This window comes from Kitasatospora sp. NPDC034035, from assembly GCF_055575755.1.
In genome coordinates this window covers 154,455-176,878 of record NZ_JBVISA010000018.1, presented here as the reverse complement: position 1 = coordinate 176,878, position 22,424 = coordinate 154,455, and the positions used below count along the sequence as shown (strand labels likewise).

The following is a 22,424-nucleotide window of genomic DNA, read 5'->3' as shown; positions in this document are numbered from 1 at the left end:
TGGTCTCCATTTTCATGACGATCCGTCAGTTCAGGCCCATGGAACGGGCAATGATGACCTTCTGGACCTCGGAGGTCCCCTCGATGATCGTGGTCATCCGCACGTAGCGGTACAGGAACTCCAGCGGGTGGCCGCGCACCCAGCCGGTGGCGCCGTGCACCTGGAGCGAGCGGTCCACCGCGCGCACGGCGGTCTCCGAGGCGGTGAGCTTGGCGAGCGCGGCGTTCTCGGGCGACTCGGTGCCCTCGTCGACCAGCCGGGCGCAGGCGAGGGTGAGCAGCTTGGAGGCCTCGACCTCGGCGCGGGTGGACACCAGGTGCTCCTGGACGTGCTGGTACTCGCCGATCACCCGGCCGAAGGCACGCCGCTCCTTGGCGTACTCGACGCCGACGCGCAGCGCGTACTCGGCGATGCCGTTGCACATCGCGGCGACCACCAGGCGGCCGCGGGAGAGGCTGTCGATGGCGAGGGCGGTGGCTGCGCCGACGCCCTCCTCGCCGCCGATCACGGCCTCCGGGCCGACGGTGACCCCGTCGAGCAGCAGCTCGAACAGCGGCTCGCCGGACATGCCCTCGTAGCGCTGGCCGATACGCAGCCCGGGCTGGTCCATCGGCAGCACGAAGGCGGTGGCCCCGGTCGTGGGGCCGGCGCCGTCACCGAGGTCGGTGGCGGCGACGACCAGCGCGATCCCGGCGTGTTCGGCGTTGCTGACGAAGGTCTTGCGCCCGTTCAGCACCCACCGGTCGCCCTCGCGCAGGGCGGTGGTGGTGAGGCGGAAGGCGTCGGAGCCGGCGTGCGGCTCGGTAAGGGCGAGGCAGCGGGTCTGCTCGCCGCGTACCAGCGGGATCAGGTGGCGCTCGACCTGCTCGGGGGTGCCGTTGCGCAGCAGCGGGCTGGGGCCGTCGGAGCCGGCCAGCGCGTACGGCGCGAGGACGCAGCCGCTGCGCCCGGCGGCGTGGTGCAGCAGGACGACGGCGGTGAAGGGCATGTCGGAGCCGCCGAGCTCCTCGGGGTAGTCGCCCGCGTAGAAGCCGAGCGCGGCCGAGCGCTTGCGGACGTAGGTGCGCAGATCACCCGGCACCTGGTCGGCGGTCTCGGGCAACTCGGCGGCGAGCGGGACGAGTTCGCGGCGGACGAAGCTCTCGAAGGCTTCGACGAGTTCGCGGTGTCCGGCTTCCAGGACGGCGGAGGGGGCGGTCACTTGGGCTCTGCCTTTCACTTCTGGCCGGTGAGGGCGCGGGCCTGGTCGGCCAGCACGGCGTGGCGGAACAGGGTGCGCAGCGGCGGGCGGCTGCCGAGGTGCGGTTCCAGGTAGGCGGCGAGCTGGGCGGCGAGCAGCGAGTGGCCGCCGACCTCGAAGAAGTGGGAGTCCGCGCCGAAGCGGTCGTGGCCGAGCACCTCGCGCCAGGCGGCGGCGATCAGCTCCTGGCCGGGGTCGGCGAACGCGCTCGGCGCGGCCTGCTCTTCGGGGCCCGCCTCGGCGGCCTGGTTGGCCAGCAGGGTGAGGGCGGCGCGGTCGGGCTTGCCGCCGGGCAGGGTGGGCATCGCGGCGACGGCGGTCCAGCTCGCCGGGACGAGGCCGCCGGGCAGCCGGCGGGCGAGCGCCTCGTGCAGGGCTGCCTGGTCGGGGCGGTCGGCGCCCTCCAGGAAGCCGACCAGGCGGGGGCCGGTCTGCGGGTCGGTGTGCAGCACCACCGCGCAGGAGCGGCCGCCGAGTTCGGCGGAGGCGGCGGCCTCGATCTCCTCCAGCTCGATCCGGTGGCCGCGGAGCTTGACCTGGTTGTCGGCGCGGCCGAGGAAGCGGAGCCGGCCGTCCAGGTCGCGGTAGCCGCGGTCGCCGGTGCGGTAGACGCGGGCGCCGTCGAGCGCGGGGACGGTGACGAAGCGGGCGGCGGTCGGCTCCGGCAGGCCGGGGTAGCCGTCGGCCACCATCGCTCCGCCGACGACGAGTTCGCCGACGCAGCCGGCCGGGAGCGGGCGCAGCGTGTCGTCCAGGACGTGCATCCGGACGCCGTCCAGCTCGGTGCCGAGCGGGATCTCGCCGTCCTCGGCGACGTCGGCGGCGGTCACCTGGTACACGGTGGAGGTGACGGTGGCCTCGGTGACGCCGTAGGCGTTCAGCACGGTGGTGGCCTCGGTCAGGTCGGCGAGCGCCCGGGCGGGCAGGCGCTCGCCGCCGAGGACGAGCAGCCGTGGCGTCCAGCGGCCGTCGCGCAGCGCCTCGGACAGGTCCGAGCGGACGGCGAGCAGGTAGCTGGTCGGCAGGTTGGCGACGGTGACGCCGCGGGCGGCCAGGACGGCCACCAGCTCGGGCCCGGTGGGCACCTCGCGCTGCGGCACGACCAGGGCGGCGCCGGCGGCGAGGGCGGGCAGCACCTCCTCCAGCGCCACGTCGAAGGACGGCCGGGCGAACAGCAGCACCCGGTCGGCGGAGGTGAGTTCGTAGCGGTCGACGATCGCGGCCAGGTAGCCGGCGAGCGCCTCGCGGCCGACCTGGACGGGCTTGGGCACGCCGGTGGAGCCGGAGGTGTGGATCAGGTAGGCGGCGCCGTCCAGGACGTCGGCGGGCTCGGCCTTCGGGAAGGCCGGGCCGTCCAGCAGCGCCGGGGTGACACCCTCGGCGGGCAGCGCGAGGGCGCTCTGCCGGGTGGCCAGGACGAGCGCCGGGCTGAGCCGCTCCAGCAGCAGGCCGAGCCGGGCGGCCGGGTCCTCGGTGGACAGCGGCGCGTAGACGGCGCCGTGGCGCAGGCAGGCGAGCAGGGCGACCACGCTGTCCGCGCCGCGCGGCAGGACGGCGGCCACCGGCTGGCCGGGTGCGACCCCGGCGGCGCGCAGCCGCTCGGCCAACTCGGTGACTCGACGGTCGAGTTCGCCGTAGCTGATCCGCTCGGTGCCGGTCAGCAGGGCGAGTGCGGTCGGGTCGTGGGCGGCGGCCGGGTCGAGCACGGCCAGTGCGTCGGCGGGCGTAGCGGTGGACGTGTCGGCAGGTGTGGCGACCGGCGCCACGGTGGTCGGCGCGGCCTCGTGCGCGGGGGACAGCTCGGCGATCGGCGCCTGCGGGCGGTCGAGGTAGCAGCGCAGCAGCTCCAGCAGCCGCTCGGACAGCAGCACGGCCTCGGACTCGCGGAACAGGTCCGCGTCGTAGTCCCAGACCAGGGTCATCCCGGCGGCGCCGTGCTTCTCGCCGACCACCCGGCGGTCGTCCGGCAGCAGCACCAGGTCGAGGTCGAAGCGGGTGGTGCCGGTGTTGAAGCCCTCGTACAGCGAGACCTCCAGGCCGGGCGCCTGGACGTCGGGGAGCGCCGCGTCGTGCGCGCTGAACATCACGTTGAACAGCGGGTTGTCGGCACCGCCGGTGTGCAGGCCCAGGCGGCGGGTCAGCTCCTGCACCGGCAGGTCCTGGTACGGCAGGGCGCGCATCAGGACGTCGGTCACCTCGTCCACGGCCTCGGTGCCGGGGGCGGCGGGGTCGAGCCGCAGGCGCAGCGGCACGGTGTTCACGAACATGCCGACGGTGCCCTCGAAGCCCTCCGGGCGGTTGCCGACGGCGGTGCCGACCACGACCTCGCGGTGCCCGCTGTGCCGGCGCAGCAGTTCGGCGAACAGGGCGAGCAGGGTGCTGAACGGGGTGTGGCCGTCCGCCTTGCTGCGCTCACGCAGCCGCTCGGCGAGGTCGGCGCCGATCGCCTGGCGCAACTGGCCGCCCCGGTGGCGGCGCTCGACGCCCGGCCGGGCCAGCCCGGGCAGGGTGACCTCGCGCGGCGCGTCGGCCAACTCCCTGGTCCAGAAGTCGAGTGCGCGGTCGCGGGGGACGTCGACGGCGGCCCGCGCGTGCTCCTCGTACGAGGGGGCGGTGGGCAGGTCGTACGGCTCGCCGAGGACCCGGGCGCGGTAGACGGTGAACAGGTCGCGCAGCAGGATCGCGAAGGAGTGGCCGTCGTGGACGAGGTGGTGCTCGACGTGGATCAGCCGGTGGTGGCCTTCGGCGATCCGCACCAGGTGCCAGCGCAGCACCGGTGCCCGCTCGGTGTCGACCGGTTCTTCGGCCTCGGCGGCGAGCAGCCGCCGGAAGGCGGCCTCCGGGTCGTCCTCAGTGGCGAAGTCGCTGTGGCGCAGCTCCGGTTGACACCCCTCGGCGACCCGCTGGCCGGGCAGCCCCTCCGCTCGGGGCACCAACTCCAGCCGCAGGCCGGGGTGGTGGTCCAGGACGGCGGCCAGACCGGCGTGCAGCGCGTCCCGGTCGAGGGTGCCCCAGAGGTCGAGGACGGCGGTGAAGTTGTAGGCGCGGCTTCCCGGCAGCATCTGTTCGTGCAGCCAGACGATCTCCTGCGACGGAGAGAGTGCGAACATGGGCGGTTCCCTTGTGTGATGGGCTTGTCGGCACTGCGGTGGCCGGCGGCGGGCGTGGGGTGGTCCCGCTCCGGCCGCTGGACCCGGCCGCACCGGGATGACGGTGCGGCCCGGGGGTCCGGGCTTCGGGCTCCTGCGCGGGCATGCCTGTTCGGGCACGCGCGTCCAGGCGCGGTGGATCCTGCGAGGCGGATCCGGCATGGGAGTTCGGGCCCGCGGAATGGGGCGCGGGAGGTCGGGCAGCCCGTCGGTCGGGGCGCGGGCTCGGGAGTCGCAAACCCCTTCCGGGGCAGGCGGGTTCAGGCGTCGAGGGTCAGGCGCGGAAGGTCAGGCGCGGGAGGTCAGGCCCGGAAGGTCAGGCGTGGGAGTCCGGGCCTGGCCGGGCGTGCAGGTGGTGGCGCAGCACGGCGAGCAGGTCGTCGAAGGCGGCGCGGGCGTCGGCCTCGGGGAAGCGGTCGCTGTCCCAGGCGAGCCGGACCAGCAGGTCGTCGCCGTGCGAGGCGGAGACCGCGAGCGGGGCGGCGAGCGGCCGTCCGGCCAGGTGGGTCTCCCGGCCGGGCGTGCCGCCGAGCACCAACGGCGGGCGGCGGTGCAGGTCCTCCAGGGTGAGCATGGCGTCCAGGGCTCCCGTCCACGGCGCCCCGGCGGTACGGGCCGCGCGCACCACCTCGTCGAACGGGGTGCCGGCGTGGTCGAGGTCGTCCCACCAGGCGTCGGCGAGGGTGTCCAGGTCGTCCGTGGTGCTCGAACCGGCCGGGTGCACCAGGGTGTTGAGGAAGCAGCCGAGCGCGGCGGGCGAGCCGACCGGTCGGCCGCCCCACGGGTAGCCGAGCGCGAGCGGCCCCCCGTCCGTCCGGTGCAGTCGGTGCGCGGCGGCCCCGACGGCGTCCAGCAGGGCCGGGAAGACGGCGCTGCGGGCGGCGCCCTCGGCGGCCGGCAGCCGCTCGGTGAGCATCCCGGTGGACGTGGCCGCGCCGCCGCCCGCCCCGGTCAGCGCGCCGAGCCGGCGGCCCCAGTGGGCCTGCGCGGCGGGCCCGCCGGCGGCGTCCTCGGCGGCCAGCTGGAGTTCGACGGCCTGCCGGTAGTCGGCCAGGGCCTGCGGTGCGGGCCCGGCCGCCGGTGCCTCGCCCCGCTCGTGTGCCTCGTCCTTCTCGTACGCTTCGCTCAGCTCGGCGGTGAGTACTCCGAGCGACTGCTCGTCGCAGGCCGCGTGGTCCAGCGCGAGGGCGAGCAACTCCTCGTCGCCCTCCGGCTCCTGGGCGACCAGCAGGCGTAGGGCGGGCCCGTCGGCGGGCCAGTCCAGCAGGGCTTCGCGCAGCGCCTCGCGGGCCGTTCGGCCGGGGGCGACGGCGATCCGGGCGGCCTCGGCCGAGGGGCCGCCGACCCGCAGGACGGGCGTGCCGCGCACGGTCGCGAAGGCGCCGCACAGGGCCGGGTGCCGGGCGGCGACCGCGGCGGCGGCGCGGGCCAACCGGTCCTGGTCGAGGGTGCCGCGCGGGTAGGCGAAGAACAGCGGGACGACGTCGGAGCGGCTGTGCGGCGCGAGTCGGCGGCTGATCAGGAACCGCCGCTGGGCTCCGGTGAGCGGGAGCAGCTCCGCCGGGGAGTCGGCGGCGGCGGAGCGGTACCGGGCGAGGTAGGCGGAGGTGATGCTGGCGTGCACGGGAACGGTCTCCGGTTTCCGGTCGCGGCTCGGCAGGTCTGGGGTCGGTCAGGGGGTGCTGGTGCTCGCGGCGGGCTCCTCGGCGGTGGTGGGCCGCTCGGCGGTGATCGCTCTCCCGGCGGTGTGCTCGGCGGTGGCGGCCTCCTCCGCGTCCGGCGTGCCGCCGCCCGGTGTGTCCCCGCCCGGCAGGTCGCGCATCCGCCGCAGTGGCGACAGCAGCAGCGGCACCGGCACGAGCAGGAAGCCGATCGCGCAGAGCCAGAGCGCGGCGCGTGGCCCGGCCGCGTCGGCGACGATCCCGCCGCCCAGCGCGCCGATCGGCAACGTGCCCCACACCAGGAAGCGCATGGTGGCGTTCATCCGGCCGAGCAGCTCGGGCGGGCAGACGCTCTGCCGGAAGCTGACCTGGGCGACGTTGTAGGCGACCGCGCCGAACAGCACCACCCCGGAGGCGAGGCCGAACAGCACCACGCCCGCGCCGCCGCCGGACAGCGGCCACAGCACCGCGAACGGCGCCGTCACCACCGTGGACAGCCAGATCAGCCGGGCCTGTCCGACCCGCCGCGCCAGGTAGCCGGCACACAGCGCGCCCGCCAGCCCGCCGACGGCGGAGGTCGACAGCAGCATGCCGATGGCGCCCGGCGCCAGGTCGAGCACCCGTACCCAGAAGACCGTCTGTACGGCCATCAGGACGGCCGCGAACAGGTTGGACACGGCGGTGGCGGTGGCGATCGCCCGCAGCAGCGGGTGTCCGAGCACGAAGCGGACGCCCTCCCCGACCTCGGCGCGCAGCGAGCGCCCGGGCGTCGGCTCCGGCGGCGGCTCCTCGACCCGGATCCGGGCGAGCAGCAGCGCGGAGGCCAGGTAGCCGCAGGCGTCGGCCACGATGGCGAGCGGCGCCCCGAGCAGCTGGACCAGCCCCCCGCCGAGGCCCGGCCCGGCGATCTGCGCCGAGGAGCGGACCGTCTCCAGCGCCCCGTTCCCGCCGACCAGTTGCTCGCGCGGCAGGACGGCGGGCAGGAAGGACTGGTGGGCAACGTCGAAGAACACCGTGGCCACCCCGGTGACCAGGGCCACCAGGTAGAGCTGCGGCATGGTCAGCACCCCGAGCGCCGCCGCCGGCGGGATCGACCCCACCGCCAGACAGCGCACGAGGTCGGCGCGGATCAACACCGGCAGCTTGCGCATCCGGTCCAGCCAGGCGCCGGCCGGCAGGCCGACCAACAGGAAGGCGGCGGTCTCGGCGGCGGTCAGCAGACCGACCTCGAGCGGGGTGGCGTCGAGCACGATCACCGCCACCAATGGCAGCGCGACCAGGGTGACCTGACTGCCCGTCTGGGCCGCCGCGGCTCCGGTCAACAGGAGCCGGAAATCGCGGTGGTCGAGCAGACGGGCCTGGCGAGGGCGAGGCTTCTCGTTCATTGGTTCGACTCTCGGCCACCCCTTCGACACGGGGCAAGCGCCAGGTCCGTTTCCGGACGAACCACAGCGCGGCCCGATCCCGCCACTCCCCCGACCGCCTCTTGCGCGCCTCCTACGCCCCCTTATGGACCGGCCTCGACGTCCGGACCGCCCCTCTGCCAAGGCGGCACAGGCCGAAGGGCGCCCGGGGCGCCGCCGGGGCCATCCGTCCATTTCATCGTCCGCTATGCGGACACCGTCTTTCCGGCCACCGGACGGCGCCGCTCAACTTGGCCGAATTCCATGGAGTGCTGCCGTACCGACACCTCATCGTGATACCGGCGTGACCGTCGGCAACCGTCGAACTGGTCCAGGAGACCGCCGTACGGGCGTCACCGCCGCTCCTCGTACCTCGTACCTCGTATCGACACTCGGCCGGGCGCCGTAGCACCGGCCCGCCACCCGGCATCCGGCACCCGCACGCCCACCATCCGCACGCCTGTCATCCGCACGCCTGTCATCCGCCCGCCCGGCGGGTGATCGCCAGCACCGCCATGTCGTCGTCCCGCGGCCCGCCGGTCCACCGCTCGACGTCCGCCACCAGAGCGTCCAGCACCTCGGCCGGCCCGGCGAACGGACCCAGCGGAGCCAGCCCGAGCACCGGGTCGTAGAACTCCCCCGCCGCGTCCCGGGCCTCGGTCACCCCGTCGGTCACCAGCAGCAGCGTGCACCCGGGCGGGAACGGCCGGCTCTCCGGCGCGGGCCGCGCGACCCCCAGCCCGCCCATCCCCAGCGGCAGCCCCGGGTCGGCCGTGTCCAGCCGCCGCACCGCCGGCTCACCGCCTCGCGGGTACGGGCCGGGGCTCTGCGTGTGCGCGTCGGCGCCCAGCAGATAGGGGCCGGGGTGCCCGCAGTCGAGCGTGCGCACCGTCCCCTCCCCCGGCGGGAACTCGACCAGCAGCGCCGTGATGAACCCCTCCAGCCGCAGTTCCTCGCTCAGCAGGTCGGCCTCCCGGAGCAGCGAGTCCTCCAGCGCGTCCGCGAGCGCGGCCAGTTCCGGCACCCGGTGCGAGTCCTCCCGGAAGGCCCCGAGCAGCACCGAGACCGCCCCCACCGCGTGCAGCCCCTTGCCCCGCACGTCCGCGATCAGCGCGCGCACACCGTACGGGGTGATCTGCAGCGCATAGGCGTCCCCGCCGATCAGCGCCTCGTCCTGGGCCGCGTGGTAACTGGCCGCGACCGACAGCTCCCCCACCCGTGCCGGCGGCTCCGGCAGCACCGCCCGCTGCGCCGCCTCCGCCACCGACCGCATCCGCTCCAGCCGCCGCCCGTGCCGGGCCACCACGCGGTTCACCCCGACCCCGAGCAGCGCGGCGAAGGCCGTGTTCGCCAGCTCCAGGTACCCGTCCCCCGTCCCGATCGACGCGTCCTGGGTGGACAGCACCAGGATCCCGAGCACATTGGCGATCCCGACCGCGACGGTGTCCCGCAGCCGCAGCAGCGAGCCCGCCAGCACGGCGGCCGCCGCCAGCAGCGGATCGCCCCAGTAGTCGGTCGGGTCCAGCGAGTTCCACACCAGCCCGCCGACGATCAGCAACCACGGCGCGACCCGCACGTACGGCGGCCACTGCACGGACCTCGGAGGCATCGGCGACCTGGCTTCCGTCTCACCACCATCCGGAAGGACTTCTTCCGATCGTAGTCACGGGCCCCCCGAACTCGCATGACGGCCGCCCGGCCCCGGTGGAGTACCTCCGCCCCGGGCCTCGCCCTGCCCGCCCCACCCGAACCGCCCCGCGCCCGACCCCGAGAGCAGTCCTTCCGGCACCCGGCGCCCGTACGCCACCGCCAGCAGGTGCTCCGCCCGTCCCGCCACGGTGAGCGGACCGCGCCCGTACGACCAGTCGGCGTCCGTCGCCACCAGGCGGACGCCGTCCACCCGCGCCCCGAAGAATCGCAGCGTCCACAGGGAGACACCGGCCAGCAGGGCCGTGGTGCGCGCCACCGGCAGGCGGGCGGGCAGACCGAGCGCCAGGGTGATGTCGAGGCCGTGGACGGCGTCGTGCGCGAGCGCCGCGATCCGGCCGCCGACCGGTGGGCGCCACGGGTGGCCGGCGTGGTCGGCCATCGCGGCGGCGAGTTCGCGCTCGGTCATCGCAGCGGCGTCGCGGCGGGCGATCCGGTCGGCCATGCGGTGGACGTTTCCGCCGGAGCGGGCGAGTTCCACGGCCGTACGCGCCGTCGAGTGCCGGAAGCCGGTGCTCATGTGCGCGGCGACCTCGCGGACCCGCCACCCCCCGCACAGCGAGGGCGCGTTCCACTGCTCCGGGGTGAGGGCGGCGAACACCTCGGCGAGTTCGCGGCGTTCGGCCGCGATCTGCTCGCGGATCCAGTCGAGCTGCCCGGCGCCCTGGTCCTTCGACACGGTTTCCATGCGTCCAGCCTGCGGCCGGAACCGTTCACCCGTCCAAGAGCAGGGAGTTCTGCCGCCTATGATCAGCAGTTATGGAACTGCGGCAGCTCCGGTACTTCGTCACCGTCGCCCAGCACGGAAGCTTCACCCGCGCCGCGCAGCTGCTGCACCTGACCCAGCCCGGGGTCAGTTCCCAGATCCGGCAGTTGGAGCGCGAACTCGGGCACCGGCTGCTCGACCGCTCGGGTCGCACCGTGCGCCTCACGCCGGTCGGCGAGGCCGTACTGCCGCACGCGCGGGCGGCACTCGCCTCCGCCGCGGCGGCCCGGCGGACGGCGCAGGAGTTCGGCGGCCAACGGCGCGGCCACGTCCGGTTGGGCATGGTCGCCGGAGCGGCGTTCACCCCGCCGTCCGAGCTGGGCACGTTCCCCGGACTCGCCACCACGCTCGCCGCGTTCCGCCAGGAGCACCCCTGCATCGACTTCTCGCTGGCCGAGGACACCACCGCGGGCATGCTCGCCGCGCTGCGCGACGGGCGGCTGGACCTCGCCGTGATCGGCCTGCCCGCCGCCGCGAGCGGACGCGAGGACGACGACGGCTGGACGACACTGGCCGGACTCGACCTGCACACCGTGCTGGAGGTCCCGCTGGTCGCGGCCTGCCCCGAGCACCACCCGCTCGCCACCGCCCTGAGCAGCGCCTCCCCGCTCGGTGGCGCCCCGCAGGGAACCGCCCGGGACGAACCCATCTGCGAAGGCATCCGCGATGCCACCGCTCGGAACCGCACCAGCCGGGACGACGCGCTCCCGGTCGCCGCGCTGGCCGGGCACGCCCTGGTGAGCACCCCGCGCGGCACCGGCATGCGCACCGCGCTGGAGCGCGCCCTGGCCGAGGCCGGGGCGCGCCCGACCGTCGGCGTCGAGGCCGCCGCGCCACCACAGTTGGCCGAACTCGCCGCGCACGGGCTGGGCGTGGCCATCCTGCCGAACCCGGGCCCGGCACCCGGGCTGCGGGTCCGCCCGCTGGCCGATCCCGTCCCGCTGGTACGGATCGCGCTGGCCTGGCCGAGCGGACGGCCGACCGAGCCGCCGACCGCCGCCCTGCTGTCCCACCTGCGGACGGCCTACCCGGGCCCGGCGGTTCCTCAGCCCCGCGGCGACGCCGGTGCCACCGACGCGTCCGACGCCGCGGGCGTGCCCGACGCCGCCGGTCCGTCCGGCGCCGCCCGTGCCCGTGTGTCCCGCGCCGCCGATGCTGCGGCTGCCGCCGCGCCGTCGCCGATGTGCAGGAGCGCGGCCGCGCCGTCGAGCACCTCCCGATTGAGCGGGAAGTAGCCTTGCCGCGGTGTGGTGTCGGTGCGGGTCCGGCCCGCGGGCAGCACCGCCTCCGTCAACTGCCAGAGCACATCCGGCCGTTGCAGGAACGCCTCGTACGTGTCCGGCGCCGGCTCGCCCAGCCGGATCGCTTCGCTGCGCCCCAGGCTCCCGGCGACGAAGGCGTACCGCTCGCCCAGCAGCGCGCCGACGATGCGACCCGCGCTGTTCCATCCGCAGTCCAGCTCCCCCAGTGCCCAGGCGCTGGGGTTCCGCTGCAGGTGCTGGTTGTGCGAGAAGACCAGGGTCGGGCCGCGCTGCGCCTCGAGGTCGCGGATGTCGAGGAGGTTCTGCGCCATGAGCGCGTCCCGCACCCCGAGCAGACCGCTCAACCGGTCGCTCGGGGTCAGGCCCCGGACCGCCGACTGCGCGTGGTAGCGCAGCAGTCCGATGCCCGCGGTCAGCCGCGTCCTGGCCCTGAGCCATTCGGCCCGGGAGGTCGCGCCGATCAACTCCGGCGCCCGCGCGTGGAGTCGGAGCAGCAGGTCGTCGGCAAGGCAGCGCAGCCGCCCGGCCTCGGCGGTGGCACCGGGCGACTGCGCCGGGTCCAGCACCGCCTCGGCTCGGCTCCAGCGCTCGTCCTCCCCGGCCGGACCGGCGATGTCGAGGTCGAGTCGCAGGTAGTCGCGGGCGTGCTCGAGGTAGCGGCGCGGACTGGGGGCGCTGTACGTCTCGGTCGGGGCGTCGAAGCCGTGGAAGGACAGCTGCTCCCCCGGCGGTCGGTTCCGGTTGAACTCGCGCATCCAGGCGATGAGTCGGCGGTTGGCGTCGTGCTCCCCGAAGCCGTGCGAGAAGCCCTCGCTCAGCGCCGCGTCCAACGTGCCCACGCCCTCCCGGACGTAGTCGTCCACGGCGAGCGCGGCCACCCGGTCGGTTTCGAGGGCGATCGACCGGAAGCCCCGGTCGACCAGCCGGGCGAACAGTTCGTTGCGGACCCAGCCGAATGCAGGCTCCTGGTGCGTCGGCTCGCCGAGCCCCAGCAGCTCGCACGACGGGGTGACGAAGTCGTGAATGTCCTGGCTCATGAACCTCAAGCGTATCCTTGAAAGAACGGTTGAGACTTTGCCCCAGCCAGCCCGTCGACTGCAGCGAGAACTGGACGCGAAGCCTCAAACGCGCTCGAACGGAAGACGACCATGCGCCCCTCCGACCTCGCCCGCGAGCACGGCATCTCGACCCAGGCGGTCCGCAACTACGAACGCGACGGCTGCCTCCCGCCCGCCGCCCGCACCCCCACCGGCTACCGGATCTACACCGAGCTGCACGCGGCCGCCCTGCGCGCCTTCCTCGCCCTCGTCCCGGCGTACGGGCACGCGACCGCCGGCCTGGTCATGACCACCCTCCACGCCGACCGCCTCGACGAGGCCCTGACCGCCCTCGACCGCGGCCACGCCCGACTGCTGCGCGACCGGGAGACCCTCGCCGCCGTCCGGGACGCCGTCGGCCACCTCACGGCCGCACCCGCCACACAGTCAACGGCGCCCGAGCGTCCGATGCCGTCCGGCCCCCTCAGCGTCGGCGACGTCGCGCACCGGCTCGGCGTCACTCCCGCGACCGTGCGTGCCTGGGAGGCCGCCGACATCCTCACCCCGGCCCGCGACCGCGCCACCGGCCACCGCGTCTACGGCCCGGCCGACGTCCGCGACGCCGAACTCGCCCACCTGCTGCGGCGGGGCGGGTACCGGCTGGACCACATCGCCACCGTGGTCCGGCAGATCCGCACGGCGGGCGGCACCGACGAACTGGCCGCGGCCCTCGACGGCTGGCAGCGACACCTCACCGCCAGGGGCCTCGCCATGCTCACTGCCGCCGCCCGTCTCGGCGAGTACCTCGCCCTGGCTCCACTCCACCAAGCGGCTTGACCTCAAGTGGACTTGAGGGACAAGAGTGATCCGCATGAACACCCAGGCAGCAGACAGCCCAGTCAGCAACACTCTCAGCCCCGACACCGACACCAGCACCGACGCCCGCGCCGCGGACGTCGAGGCCATCGAGCGGATCGTCGCCACCGTCGAACGCACCCAGCGTGCCAAGGACGCCGAGGGCTTCCTCGCACTGTTCCACCCCGAGGCCCTCTGGACCACCGCCCACGGCAAGGTCCTCCTCGGCCTCGACGCGATCGCCGAGTTCACCCGCGCCGTCCTGCCCGCCGCGAACTGGAGCGGCGACGTCACCTACGAGGTGGCGCACATCCGCTTCCTTCGCCCCGACGTGGCGGCCGTCAAGGTGCGACAGGTCTACCAGCCGGCGGCGGGCGGGGCGGAGGGCCGGGCGGACGGTGGCTCCGAAGGCTCCCCGCTCTACGTCATGACCAAGCAGGACGACGGACGGTGGCTGCTGCAGGTCGGCCAGAACACCGAGGTGAAGGCCGCCTAGTTCGGTCAACGGCCGACCACCGCGCCGCCGTTCGCCCTGCCGCTGTTCTCCCCGCCGCCGTTCGTCCTGCCGCCGTTCGTCCTGCCGCCGTTCGCCCTGCCGCGAACCTGCGACTCAGGCCGCCCGGGTCAGCCGACCCGGCTGAGGCGGGCGGGGCGGGCGGCGGCTCCGTCGGCGGGCGCGGCCGGCTGGTCCTGGTCGGGCCGCTCGGGGCCGGCGAGCAGGATGGAGCGCTGGAGGCGGCGCAGCACGGTGGACGGCTCCATGCCCAACTCCCGTACCAGGGTGTTCCGCAGGCGCTGGTAGGCCTCGAGGGCCTCGCCGCGGCGCCCGGAACGGTGCAGGGCGATCATGTACTGGCCGTGCAGGCTCTCGTGAGTGCGGTAGCGGTCGACCAGGACGGTGAGTTCGGCGAGCAGGACGCGGTGGCGGCCCAACCGCAGGTCCGCCTCGATCCGCTGGTCCAACGCACAGAGCCTGGTCTCCTCCAACCGCTTGGCCTCGACGGCGAGTTGACCGCCGACCGGGACGTCGGCGAAGGCCGGTCCGCGCCACAGCGCGAGCGCCTCGCCCAACTGGCGGGCGGCGAGCGGGAAGTCACCGGCATCCATGGCGCGGTAGCCGTGCCCGGCGAGGCGGTCGAACTCCTGGAGGTCGACGAGGCCGCCTCCGCTGTTCAGCATGTAGCCGCCGGCCGAGGTGACCAGGACGTCCTTGGCGCAGGACGCCCCCGGACCACCGTCGCCCTGGGCTAGCGCGCGGTCGATCAGGTCGCGCAGTTGGAGGACGTAGGTCTGCACGGTGGTCCGCGCACTGCGCGGCGGCCGGCCACACCACAGTTCGTCGGCGAGGACGCCGGCCGGAACGACCTGGTCGGCCCGTAAGGCGAGCAGGGCGAGTACCTGCCGCGGCTTCGGGGCGGTCGGCACCACCGACACCCCGCACAGTTGGACCCCCAAGGACCCCAGCACCCGGATTTCCACGACGTCCACCCCAAATCCAGACGGGTCGGCGACCCCGACGGCCACCGGCCGGGCGGGTGCTCCGCTGCTCGAGGCCCCCGCGAGGTTGCGCGGAGGGATCGGCTGAGCACCCGACACCTATCCAAAAACAGGACGGACGGTTTGTCAATACAAAACCGAACGCGCTGTTTGTTTTTAGGCGGAGCAATCGCCCCTGGGGAGCAGGACAGCGGACCAGCCGGCGTCAGGACCGGCCGCCCGAAATGGGGAGGGCAGACGACACCGGCCGGCGTCGGACCGGCCCGATCGATCGTCCGACTGATCGCCCGACCGACCGACCCATCGGCCGGCCGACCGGCGAGGAAGCGGGGCCGCCGGCGTCAGACCGAGCCGATCCCGCCCACGCCCGCCTCGGCGACCTCAGCCTCGGCGACCTCGTCCTCGCCGGCCCCGCCTTCGCCGGCCTCCGCGGCCCGGGCCGCCTCAAGTTCGGCCACCACCCGACCACCCCGGTCCGCCCCGAGGTCGAGCGTGGCGAGCACCCCGGGCACGGCGATGCTCGGCATCAAGTGCTGGTACAGGACGGCGATCCGGCGTTCCAGGTCGGCCCGGCCGGACATCTTCTGGGACTGGATCTGCACCCCCGTCCAGGCCCCGGTCACCAGCCACGCCGTCTCGGCGGGCACCACCTGCGGCAGCAGCTCGCCGCGCTCGCCGGCCATCATCAGCACGCTCTCGGCCCGCTGGATCCACCCGGGGGCGGCGCCGCCGCTGAAGTCGCCGAACACGTCCTGGCCGAGGGAGAGCCGCGCGCCCGCGCTCAACAGCGGGTCACGGGGCATGAGATGGGCGACGACCATCCCGAGGTCCACGAACTCCTGGAGCTTGCACTGCCGTTCGGGAAGTTCGTCCCGGCCGAACTGCTCCTCCACGACCCCCTGGGCGAGCTCCCGCTTGGACGCGAAGTGGAAGTACACCGCGCCGCGGGTCACTCCCGCGCGGGCGACGACCTCACCGATCGTCGCCCCCTCGTACCCGCACTCGTCGAAGACCGACGCCGCCGCCTCCAGGATCAGCCGACGCGTTCGGACCGCCCGTTCCTGCCGCACCACCGCAACCACCCACCCGAAACGCTCGGCAAATAAAACCAAACACCCCGTATCTTACCCGCGAATCCTGCGGCGATCCCTGCGTCCCAGGTCACATAGGGGCCCGCCTCTTGGCGCTGGAACCCGCGCGGACGGTATGAGTCGACCAAGTGCCCGAGTCTTCGCTGGAGCCCTAGAACCGGAGCAGCAGCTCCTACTTGTGGCCGTCACCCTCACGGAAACCCCCCTCGTGATAATGAACTCGTCAAGTCTGAGTCATGAAATCACCGCAGGTCAACCGGCCTTCACCAATCCGGCACAGGCTGCGGAAGGGCTCAGACCCCTTTGGGGCGTATCCGAACGCCCCGCTCGGCCGCCGACGAACCTTCGTTCTGGCTCCTTGAAAAGCAAACCGGTAGGTACGTATCTTACGAGCCCTGAGCAGCCCACCCCGCCCGTTACGGCCTTTCGGAGCGCTCCCCATGACTCTGCTTGCCTTCCGCACGCCTGCCGACGCCCTCACCACCGCCGAGGCCACCGGGGCCCTCCCCGGCCCGGGCCCGGCAACCGGCCCGGCATCCCGCCTGACCAGTACCGTCGCCAAGGAGTACGTCCACCGGGCCTGCCACGCCGAGGTGTTCCTCACCGGCAGCGAGCAGCTGGACGAGACCACCTTCGCGGTCTCCGCGCAATGGCCCCGGGCGCACACCTTCTTCAGCACCCCGGACGGTACCCGGCACGACCCGATCCAAGCTGCTGAAACGATCCGCCAAGTCGGGCTCTATCTCGCGCACACCCGGTTCGATGTCCCGCTCGACCACAAGTTCATGATGTGGAACCTCGACTACGCCACCCGGCCGCGCCGGCTGCTGATCGGCCCCAAGCCCACCGACCTCACCATCGAGGCGAAGCTCGTCGCCCAGCCGCGCCGCACCCGCAACACCGTCGACTTCACGCTCAGCACGGTCGTCCGGCGCGGTCCACACCTGGCCGCCACCGGGCACTCCCGCTTCACCACCGTCTCGAACTCGACCTACCAGCGGCTCCGCCGAGGACGCCACGACGTCGACGCGCTGCCGGCGCCCGGCGTGACCGCAGAGCCGCTGCCGCCGGCTCGGGTCGGCCGGCTCCGCCCGTGCGATGTCGTCCTCACCCCGGCCGACGCACCGGGCACCTGGCACCTCACCCCCGACTTCTGGCACCCGATCCTCTTCGACCACGCCAACGACCACATCCCCGGCATGGTGCTGATCGAGGCGGCTCGCCAGGCGACCAATGCGCTGACCAGCCCGGTCGCCGTCACCCCGACCGCCGCCGCCACCACCTTCCACCGGTACGCCGAGCACGACGCGCCCACCACCATCACCGCCCGGCACACCCCCGGCGAGGACCCGGACGCCCTCACCACCACCGTCACCGGCCACCAGCACGGCGAGCCGATCTTCACCACCGTCCTCACCGGTCACCCGGACCACCGCTGACCCGACGCCCACCGCCGTACGGACCGGGCAGCCCGGCACGGCGGCACCACCCGAACGGCCTGCCCGACCTCACGGTCAGGCGGGCCGTCGGCCTCTCCGAGGGGAGCGGACCGCCACCGAGGGAGAATGGTGCGACGGCTGAACGTTGCGAGGGCTGAACGTTGCCAGGACTGAACGTTGCCAGGGCTGAATGCTGCGAAGGCTGAATGCTGCGAGGGCTGAACCTGGCGGGAACGCACCACCCCTCGGTCTGGCACCGGAGCGAACACCTGCGCGAGGATGTCAGCCCTTGAATCCGCTGCCACCGGGAGCACGCAGTGAGTGAAGTCGCTTCGCACCAGTACGAGTTGATCAGACTGACGGACCGTCCCGGCACCGACGAAGCCCCCGGATGCAACGGGCGGACCGGCGGCCGGAACGTCCGGGTACGGGTGCTCGGGCGGCACGCGCCGGGCTCCCTGCTCGGGCACGACTGGCTGGACTGCGAGATCACCGTCACCGCGGACTCGGTGCGCGGACACTTCGTCACCCTGGTGACCGATCGCCATCTGCAGGAATGGGAAAGGGCCTTGGAGCGGCTCGGCCAGGGGTTCGCGGTCCGCTGGCTGGACGAGGAGCACGGCCCGGAGCTGCGGATCGAACCCGGGCGGCCCGGCGGGCTCTGGCTGACCGTCTCGGACACCGAGAACTCGGGCGTCACACTCCGGGTCGTCCTCTCCCCCGCCCCCGACTGGCTGGACGAGCAGCGCGCACTGCTCGAACTCGTCCGGGCCGCCTATCCGCCCGAGGTGGTCGAGGTCTCCCCCGGCGTCCACGCCTGGCGCGGAACGCCGCGCACCGAGAACTGATGGATCGTCAATGTCACTTCCGGATCCGGCTCGCGATCCGTCCGAGGGAACGGTCGGGCAGGGTCAGGAGGAAGAGCAGGGCCGCGCCGCCGAGCATGAACAGCGCGAGGCCGTGCAGCCCTTCCGTAGTGGCACCGCGACGGAAGAAGGCGGCGTTCGCGGCGGAGGCGGCCATCGCGCCGACGTACATGAAGGTGCGCAGCAGCCCGGCCGCGGAGGCGATGGCGGCCGGATCGGCCTGGTGGTAGAGAGCGGTCTGGGTGCCGATCCCGATCAGGCCCTGCGGGATGCCCGCCACCACACCGACCGCGCTCAGCAGAACGGCCGGGCTGTCCGCGCGCACCCACAGCAGGGCCGCCCCAGCGGCGATCTGGCACGCGGAGCCGATCAGGAGCTTGCCGCGAACGGCCGAACTGCGACCGGTGAGGCCGGAGACCGCGAGGGCGGTGAGCGAGAGCGGCAGCAGGATCAGCCCCGCGCCGGCGGCGGACAGGCCGCGCCCCTCCTCCAGCCACTGGGTGTAGCCGTAAAGGAAGGCGTAGATGGCGGTGCAGCCGAGGAGTTGGCGCACATACGTGGCGATCAGCGGCCGGTTACGGGCGAGCGCCCGCAAGTCGATGAAGGGGGTGCGGGCCCGCGTCTCGCGGACGGCGAAGCCGGCGGCGGCCAGCAGGGCCAGCACCGGCAGGTACCAGAGCGCCGGGCTCGGCTTCATCAGGAACAGCATCAGCGAGAGGAGCAGGACGGCGAAGAGCGCGATTCCGGCGTGGTCGAGGCGGTCGGGCTGGTCGGGCTGGTCCGTTCGGCCGATTCGGTCGGCTTGGCAGATTCGGTCGACCCGGTCGGTTCGGCCGATTCGGTCAGGCCGGTACTGCCGGTCGCGGCGCGCGGCGGCAACGGGCAGGCGGGCCGCACCGAGGACCAGACAGGCAAGCGAGAGCGGCACGTTGACGACGAAGACCGTCCGCCAGCCGCCCGCGCCGATCAGCAGGCCACCGAGGGTCGGGCCGACCACGGCGACGGTCTGGTTGGCGACGGCGAGCACGGTCAGCACCCCGGTGGGGCTGGACCGCCCGGTCCGCTCGGCCTCACCGCGGGTGAGGTGCATCGCGGCGGGGTACGCCGCCGAGGTGCCCAGCCCGAGCAGCACCCGCGCGACGATCAGCAGCCCGAGCGACGGGGCGAGCGCGCCGAGCAGGCCGGCCGTGCCGACCAGTGCCGTCCCGGCGAGATAGAGGCGGCGCGGGCCGTAGGTGTCCACCAGCCGTCCGATCACCGGCTGGCCGACGGCGGTGGCGAGGTAGAGCCCGGTAACCAGCCAGGCGGTCTCGGCGGGCGGCGCGCCGAAGGCAGCCCCCACCGGCACCAGGGCCACCGCGGTCATCGAGGAGTTGATCGGGTTGAGCACCGAGCCGAGCACCATCGGTACGAGCAGCCGTCGATCGAACCCGCCGTCCGGAGCGGACTGCCGACGGTTGGCCCGGAGGCGGGCCAACCGGGCGGCCGGGCCGGTCATCGACGGTTCAGCCGGTCGAGCAGGGTCAAGGCGGCCAGCACGGTGGCGCGTTCGGCCTCGGTGTACTGCTCCTCCATTGCCCTGGCCAGCCACTCCTCGCGTGCCTGACGGCTGTCCGCGATCCGGCCCAGACCGGTCTCGGTGAGGCTGATCAGCTGGCGGCGCCCGTCCTCGGGGTCGGGCCGACGCCCGATCAGGCCGTGTTGTTCGAGCCCGGCAAGGGTGGCGGCCATGGACTGCGGCCGGACCCGCTCGGCGACGGCCAGCTCACTCGCGGAGGTCAGGCCGTCGTTGATCAGCCGGCTGAGCACGGCGGACTGGGAGGGGGTGAGGTCGCTGGTCCCGCTGGCCTCCCGGAGCGTGCGGCGCAGCCGACTGAAAACGGCGCGCAACTCGCGGGCGGCCAGAGCCGCGGAGTCGATGGGGGAAGCCGAGTCAGCGGGGCAAGCGGAGTCAGCGGGGGAAGCCGAGCCAGCGGGGCAAGCGGAGTCGGCGAGGGCGGCGGCAGTACGGACGGTTCGCTTCTCGGTCACGGTTCCACGGTAATTTCATCAGTCTGGACTGTCCAGTCTTGGCTGAAGATTTCTGCGGGTGCGGGACGACCTCCCTCGTATGCCCGGGATAATGGCGGCATGATCGACAATCAGCTCCGCGTCGTCCTCGCCGAGGACTCGGTGATCCTCCGGGACGGGATGGTCGAACTCCTCACCGCGCGCGGCTGCGCGGTGGTCGCCACCGCCGGTACGGCGTCCGAACTGGTCGCCGCCGTCACCGAGCACCGGCCCGACGTGGCCGTGGTGGACATCCGGATGCCGCCGACCCACACCGACGAAGGAATCCGGGCGGCCGTCGAGATCCGGGCCGCGATGCCCGAGGTCGGGATCCTGGTCTTCTCCCAGCACGTCGAAACCACCTGGGCGGCCCGGCTGCTGGCCGACGGCGCCGCCGGTATCGGCTACCTGCTCAAGGAACGGGTGGCCCGCACCTCCCAGTTCGTGGACGCCTTGCACCGGGTCGCCGCAGGCGGCACCGCGCTCGACCCGGAGATCGTCAACGAGCTGATCCGCGGCCGGCGGCGCAGCCGGGTGGACGCGCTCACCCCGCGCGAGCGGGAGGTGCTGGAACTGATGGCGCAGGGCCACTCCAACCGCTCGATCGCCACGCAGCTCGTGGTGTCGGAGCGGGCGGTGGAGAAGCACGTGGCCGCGGTGTTCACCAAGTTCGAGCTGCCGGCGACCGACGCCGACAACCGGCGGGTCAAGGCCGTGCTCGCCTACCTCGCGGAGAGCGGCACATCCTGAGCCGGGCCTATCGGGCCGCTCATGAGCGTTACTCATGGGGCAGGTCATGAGCAGCGCTCATGAGCCCGGCCTCAAGAAGCCCTCTCATAGCCAGCGCATGAGCGTTACTCATGGGGCAGTCTCATGAGCGTCGCTCATCGCGCGGTCATGAGCGATGCTCATGGACTGGCCTCATGAGCGTTACTCATAGGCGCGGTCATGAGCGTCACTCATGGGCCAGGCGCATGAGCGTCGCTCATCGAAGCACTCATGAACGGTGCTCATGCCCCGGCCATGAGCCGCTCTCATGGCCGCCCCTGCCCCCGTCAGAGCCTGCCGGGCAGCTCGGCGCTGACCACCGTCGGTCCGCCCGGCGGGCTGTCCACCCGCAGCACCCCGTCCACCGCCGCGAGTCGCTCGGCCAGGCCCGCCAGTCCGGTGCCCGTGCCGATCGCGGCGCCGCCGCGCCCGTCGTCGCGTACGGTCAGCCGGACCGTCCCGTCGGCCGCGCTCGCGGTCAGCTCCGCCGACCGCGCGTCGCTGTGCTTGGCCATGTTCGTCAGCAGTTCGGCCGCGCAGAAGTAGACGGCCCGTTCTATCACCTCCTCCGGCCGCTCCCGCAGGTCCAGCCGGACCGTGACCGGCACCGGCGAGGCGGCGGTGAGCCCGGGCAGTGCCTCGGCGAGCCCGCCGTCCAGTGCCACCGGGTGGATGCCCCTGGTCAGTCGACGCAGGCCGGTGATGGTGTCGTCGGTCTGCCCGCGGGCCCGGTCGACCAGGGTGCGCAGCCGCCCGAGGTCGGGCTCGGCCGGGTCGGCGAGGGCGTCGTCGGCCAGTGAGAGAGTGATGGCGAGCGCGACCAGTTGCGCCTGGGTGCCGTCGTGCAGGTCGCGTTCGAGGCGCCGGAGTCGGCCGCTGTTCTCGGCCAGCAGGGTGGCCCGGGCGCTCTCCAGCTCGCGCACCCGCTGCTGCGAACGGACCGGCCCGAGCAGCATGCGGGCGAGCGCCCGGTTGGCCCGGCTCAACGCCCGCAGGACGGCGGGTACGGCGGCCAGCAGCGCGAGGCCGGCCGGTATCGCGCCCACGTCCCACCAGCCGACCGGCCTGGGGCCCGGCTCCAGCAGCCGTACCCAGAGCGGGAAGCCCATCAGCCAGACGCTTCCGAGCGGCAGCCCGATCGCGGCCAGGAAGCCGAGCACCCCCACCGGCAGCCGTAGGAAGAGGTAGAGCAGCACCCGCCAGGCGACCGGGTCGGTCAGCACCGCCCGGCCCCGGGCGAGCACCCCGGACGGGCGGGGCAGCGGCAGCGGCTCGGGCACCGCTTCGTCGAGCAGCCGCCGGACCAGCCACCGGTGCAGCCGGCCGATCCGCCGTGCCCCGAGCAGGGCGGCCACCACGAAGGGCAGGCCCAGCACGGTGAGCGAGAGCAGTGCCCCGGCGTAGAGGACGGCGACCGCGTAGACGCCGCCGAGCACCCCGAGCGGCAGTCCGAGGACGGCGAACGCCGCCTCGTCACCGCGCACCGCCAGGAATCGCCGCCGCTCAGCCATCGTCCGCGTCACCGCTGTCCACCGCATCGCCTTCCGTCGCACCGCCGTCCACCTCACCACTCACCCGCCGATCGGCCCCCAGCATTCACCAGGTACCGCAGGCACCACCGCATCACCCTGTCT

General features: G+C 73.8%; 17 protein-coding genes and 1 pseudogene. 6 read left to right on the top strand and 12 right to left on the bottom strand.

Annotated elements, in window-relative coordinates:
* Positions 1-25: 25 nt before the first annotated feature.
* The 6 genes from ACZ52J_RS25220 to ACZ52J_RS25195 all read right to left on the bottom strand — a co-directional run bounded on the left by ACZ52J_RS25220 (position 26) and on the right by ACZ52J_RS25195 (position 9,848).
* On the bottom strand, positions 26-1,201 hold the full coding sequence (locus ACZ52J_RS25220) for an acyl-CoA dehydrogenase family protein (protein WP_360500388.1): 1,176 nt from the start codon (positions 1,199-1,201) through the stop codon (positions 26-28).
* Between the two features lie 14 nt (positions 1,202-1,215).
* Positions 1,216-4,350, bottom strand: a complete 3,135-nt coding sequence (locus tag ACZ52J_RS25215) for a non-ribosomal peptide synthetase (RefSeq protein ID WP_465621902.1) — start codon at positions 4,348-4,350, stop codon at positions 1,216-1,218.
* A gap of 355 nt (positions 4,351-4,705) precedes the next feature.
* Complete coding sequence (locus tag ACZ52J_RS25210; protein WP_465621900.1) at positions 4,706-6,013, bottom strand: non-ribosomal peptide synthetase; 1,308 nt, start codon at positions 6,011-6,013, stop codon at positions 4,706-4,708.
* Between the two features lie 48 nt (positions 6,014-6,061).
* Positions 6,062-7,435: an MFS transporter gene (locus tag ACZ52J_RS25205; protein WP_465621899.1), complete on the bottom strand. Its 1,374-nt coding sequence runs from the start codon at positions 7,433-7,435 to the stop codon at positions 6,062-6,064.
* Between the two features lie 496 nt (positions 7,436-7,931).
* The gene (locus ACZ52J_RS25200; protein WP_465621897.1) at positions 7,932-9,062 is read right to left on the bottom strand and encodes a PP2C family protein-serine/threonine phosphatase; all 1,131 of its coding nucleotides are present in this window, start codon (positions 9,060-9,062) and stop codon (positions 7,932-7,934) included.
* Positions 9,063-9,116: 54 nt separating this feature from the next.
* Positions 9,117-9,848 carry a maleylpyruvate isomerase family mycothiol-dependent enzyme gene (locus ACZ52J_RS25195; RefSeq protein ID WP_465621896.1) on the bottom strand — a complete coding sequence of 244 codons (732 nt, stop codon included), beginning with the start codon at positions 9,846-9,848 and terminating at the stop codon, positions 9,117-9,119.
* Between the two features lie 71 nt (positions 9,849-9,919).
* Between ACZ52J_RS25195 and ACZ52J_RS25190 the strand changes: the two are divergent.
* Positions 9,920-10,939, top strand: a pseudogene (locus tag ACZ52J_RS25190) (LysR family transcriptional regulator); the annotation flags it as partial.
* A gap of 32 nt (positions 10,940-10,971) precedes the next feature.
* On the opposite strand, the gene ACZ52J_RS25185 reads toward ACZ52J_RS25190, so the two are convergent.
* Positions 10,972-12,225, bottom strand: coding sequence for an erythromycin esterase family protein (locus ACZ52J_RS25185; protein WP_465621894.1), 1,254 nt, complete (start codon positions 12,223-12,225; stop codon positions 10,972-10,974).
* Positions 12,226-12,336: 111 nt separating this feature from the next.
* Here ACZ52J_RS25185 and ACZ52J_RS25180 point away from each other — a divergent pair, with 111 nt between their 5' ends.
* Both ACZ52J_RS25180 and ACZ52J_RS25175 read left to right on the top strand, forming a co-directional pair.
* Positions 12,337-13,062 (top strand): TioE family transcriptional regulator, encoded by a 726-nt coding sequence (locus ACZ52J_RS25180; RefSeq protein ID WP_465621892.1) that lies wholly within the window; start codon positions 12,337-12,339, stop codon positions 13,060-13,062.
* 34 nt (positions 13,063-13,096) lie between these two features.
* On the top strand, positions 13,097-13,576 hold the full coding sequence (locus ACZ52J_RS25175; RefSeq protein ID WP_465621890.1) for an SgcJ/EcaC family oxidoreductase: 480 nt from the start codon (positions 13,097-13,099) through the stop codon (positions 13,574-13,576).
* Positions 13,577-13,704: 128 nt separating this feature from the next.
* Here ACZ52J_RS25175 and ACZ52J_RS25170 read toward each other — a convergent pair whose 3' ends face one another.
* Both ACZ52J_RS25170 and ACZ52J_RS25165 read right to left on the bottom strand, forming a co-directional pair.
* Positions 13,705-14,559 (bottom strand): AfsR/SARP family transcriptional regulator, encoded by an 855-nt coding sequence (locus ACZ52J_RS25170; RefSeq protein ID WP_465621946.1) that lies wholly within the window; start codon positions 14,557-14,559, stop codon positions 13,705-13,707.
* 359 nt (positions 14,560-14,918) lie between these two features.
* Positions 14,919-15,650, bottom strand: coding sequence for a ScbR family autoregulator-binding transcription factor (locus ACZ52J_RS25165; RefSeq protein WP_465621888.1), 732 nt, complete (start codon positions 15,648-15,650; stop codon positions 14,919-14,921).
* 458 nt (positions 15,651-16,108) lie between these two features.
* Here ACZ52J_RS25165 and ACZ52J_RS25160 point away from each other — a divergent pair, with 458 nt between their 5' ends.
* On the top strand, positions 16,109-17,107 hold the full coding sequence (locus tag ACZ52J_RS25160; protein WP_465621886.1) for a ScbA/BarX family gamma-butyrolactone biosynthesis protein: 999 nt from the start codon (positions 16,109-16,111) through the stop codon (positions 17,105-17,107).
* A gap of 317 nt (positions 17,108-17,424) precedes the next feature.
* Positions 17,425-17,955, top strand: a complete 531-nt coding sequence (locus ACZ52J_RS25155; RefSeq protein ID WP_465621884.1) for a DUF5959 family protein — start codon at positions 17,425-17,427, stop codon at positions 17,953-17,955.
* A 13-nt stretch (positions 17,956-17,968) separates the two neighbouring features.
* On the opposite strand, the gene ACZ52J_RS25150 is transcribed toward ACZ52J_RS25155, so the two are convergent.
* Entirely contained in the window at positions 17,969-19,471 is a 1,503-nt protein-coding gene (locus ACZ52J_RS25150) for an MFS transporter (RefSeq protein ID WP_465621883.1), read from the bottom strand.
* Positions 19,468-19,893 carry a MarR family winged helix-turn-helix transcriptional regulator gene (locus ACZ52J_RS25145; RefSeq protein WP_465621944.1) on the bottom strand — a complete coding sequence of 142 codons (426 nt, stop codon included), beginning with the start codon at positions 19,891-19,893 and terminating at the stop codon, positions 19,468-19,470. Before ACZ52J_RS25145 ends, ACZ52J_RS25150 begins: the two co-directional genes overlap by 4 nt.
* A 210-nt stretch (positions 19,894-20,103) precedes the next feature.
* On the opposite strand from ACZ52J_RS25145, the gene ACZ52J_RS25140 reads away from it, so the two are divergent.
* Entirely contained in the window at positions 20,104-20,772 is a 669-nt protein-coding gene (locus ACZ52J_RS25140) for a response regulator (RefSeq protein ID WP_465621881.1), read from the top strand.
* Between the two features lie 305 nt (positions 20,773-21,077).
* Here the strand turns inward: ACZ52J_RS25140 and ACZ52J_RS25135 are convergent, their stop codons facing one another.
* Positions 21,078-22,301 (bottom strand): sensor histidine kinase, encoded by a 1,224-nt coding sequence (locus tag ACZ52J_RS25135; RefSeq protein ID WP_465621880.1) that lies wholly within the window; start codon positions 22,299-22,301, stop codon positions 21,078-21,080.
* Positions 22,302-22,424: the final 123 nt, after the last annotated feature.

Excerpts from the sequence above, each read along its gene's own strand:
- ACZ52J_RS25215 (WP_465621902.1), bottom strand. The coding sequence starts at position 4,350 with ATGTTCGCACTCTCTCCGTCGCAGGAGATCGTCTGGCTGCACGAACAG.
- ACZ52J_RS25205 (WP_465621899.1), bottom strand. The coding sequence starts at position 7,435 with ATGAACGAGAAGCCTCGCCCTCGCCAGGCCCGTCTGCTCGACCACCGC.
- ACZ52J_RS25200 (WP_465621897.1), bottom strand. The coding sequence starts at position 9,062 with ATGCCTCCGAGGTCCGTGCAGTGGCCGCCGTACGTGCGGGTCGCGCCG.
- ACZ52J_RS25195 (WP_465621896.1), bottom strand. The coding sequence starts at position 9,848 with ATGGAAACCGTGTCGAAGGACCAGGGCGCCGGGCAGCTCGACTGGATC.
- ACZ52J_RS25185 (WP_465621894.1), bottom strand. The coding sequence starts at position 12,225 with ATGAGCCAGGACATTCACGACTTCGTCACCCCGTCGTGCGAGCTGCTG.
- ACZ52J_RS25180 (WP_465621892.1), top strand. The coding sequence starts at position 12,337 with ATGCGCCCCTCCGACCTCGCCCGCGAGCACGGCATCTCGACCCAGGCG.
- ACZ52J_RS25175 (WP_465621890.1), top strand. The coding sequence starts at position 13,097 with ATGAACACCCAGGCAGCAGACAGCCCAGTCAGCAACACTCTCAGCCCC.
- ACZ52J_RS25160 (WP_465621886.1), top strand. The coding sequence starts at position 16,109 with ATGACTCTGCTTGCCTTCCGCACGCCTGCCGACGCCCTCACCACCGCC.
- ACZ52J_RS25150 (WP_465621883.1), bottom strand. The coding sequence starts at position 19,471 with ATGACCGGCCCGGCCGCCCGGTTGGCCCGCCTCCGGGCCAACCGTCGG.
- ACZ52J_RS25140 (WP_465621881.1), top strand. The coding sequence starts at position 20,104 with ATGATCGACAATCAGCTCCGCGTCGTCCTCGCCGAGGACTCGGTGATC.
- ACZ52J_RS25135 (WP_465621880.1), bottom strand. The coding sequence starts at position 22,301 with ATGGCTGAGCGGCGGCGATTCCTGGCGGTGCGCGGTGACGAGGCGGCG.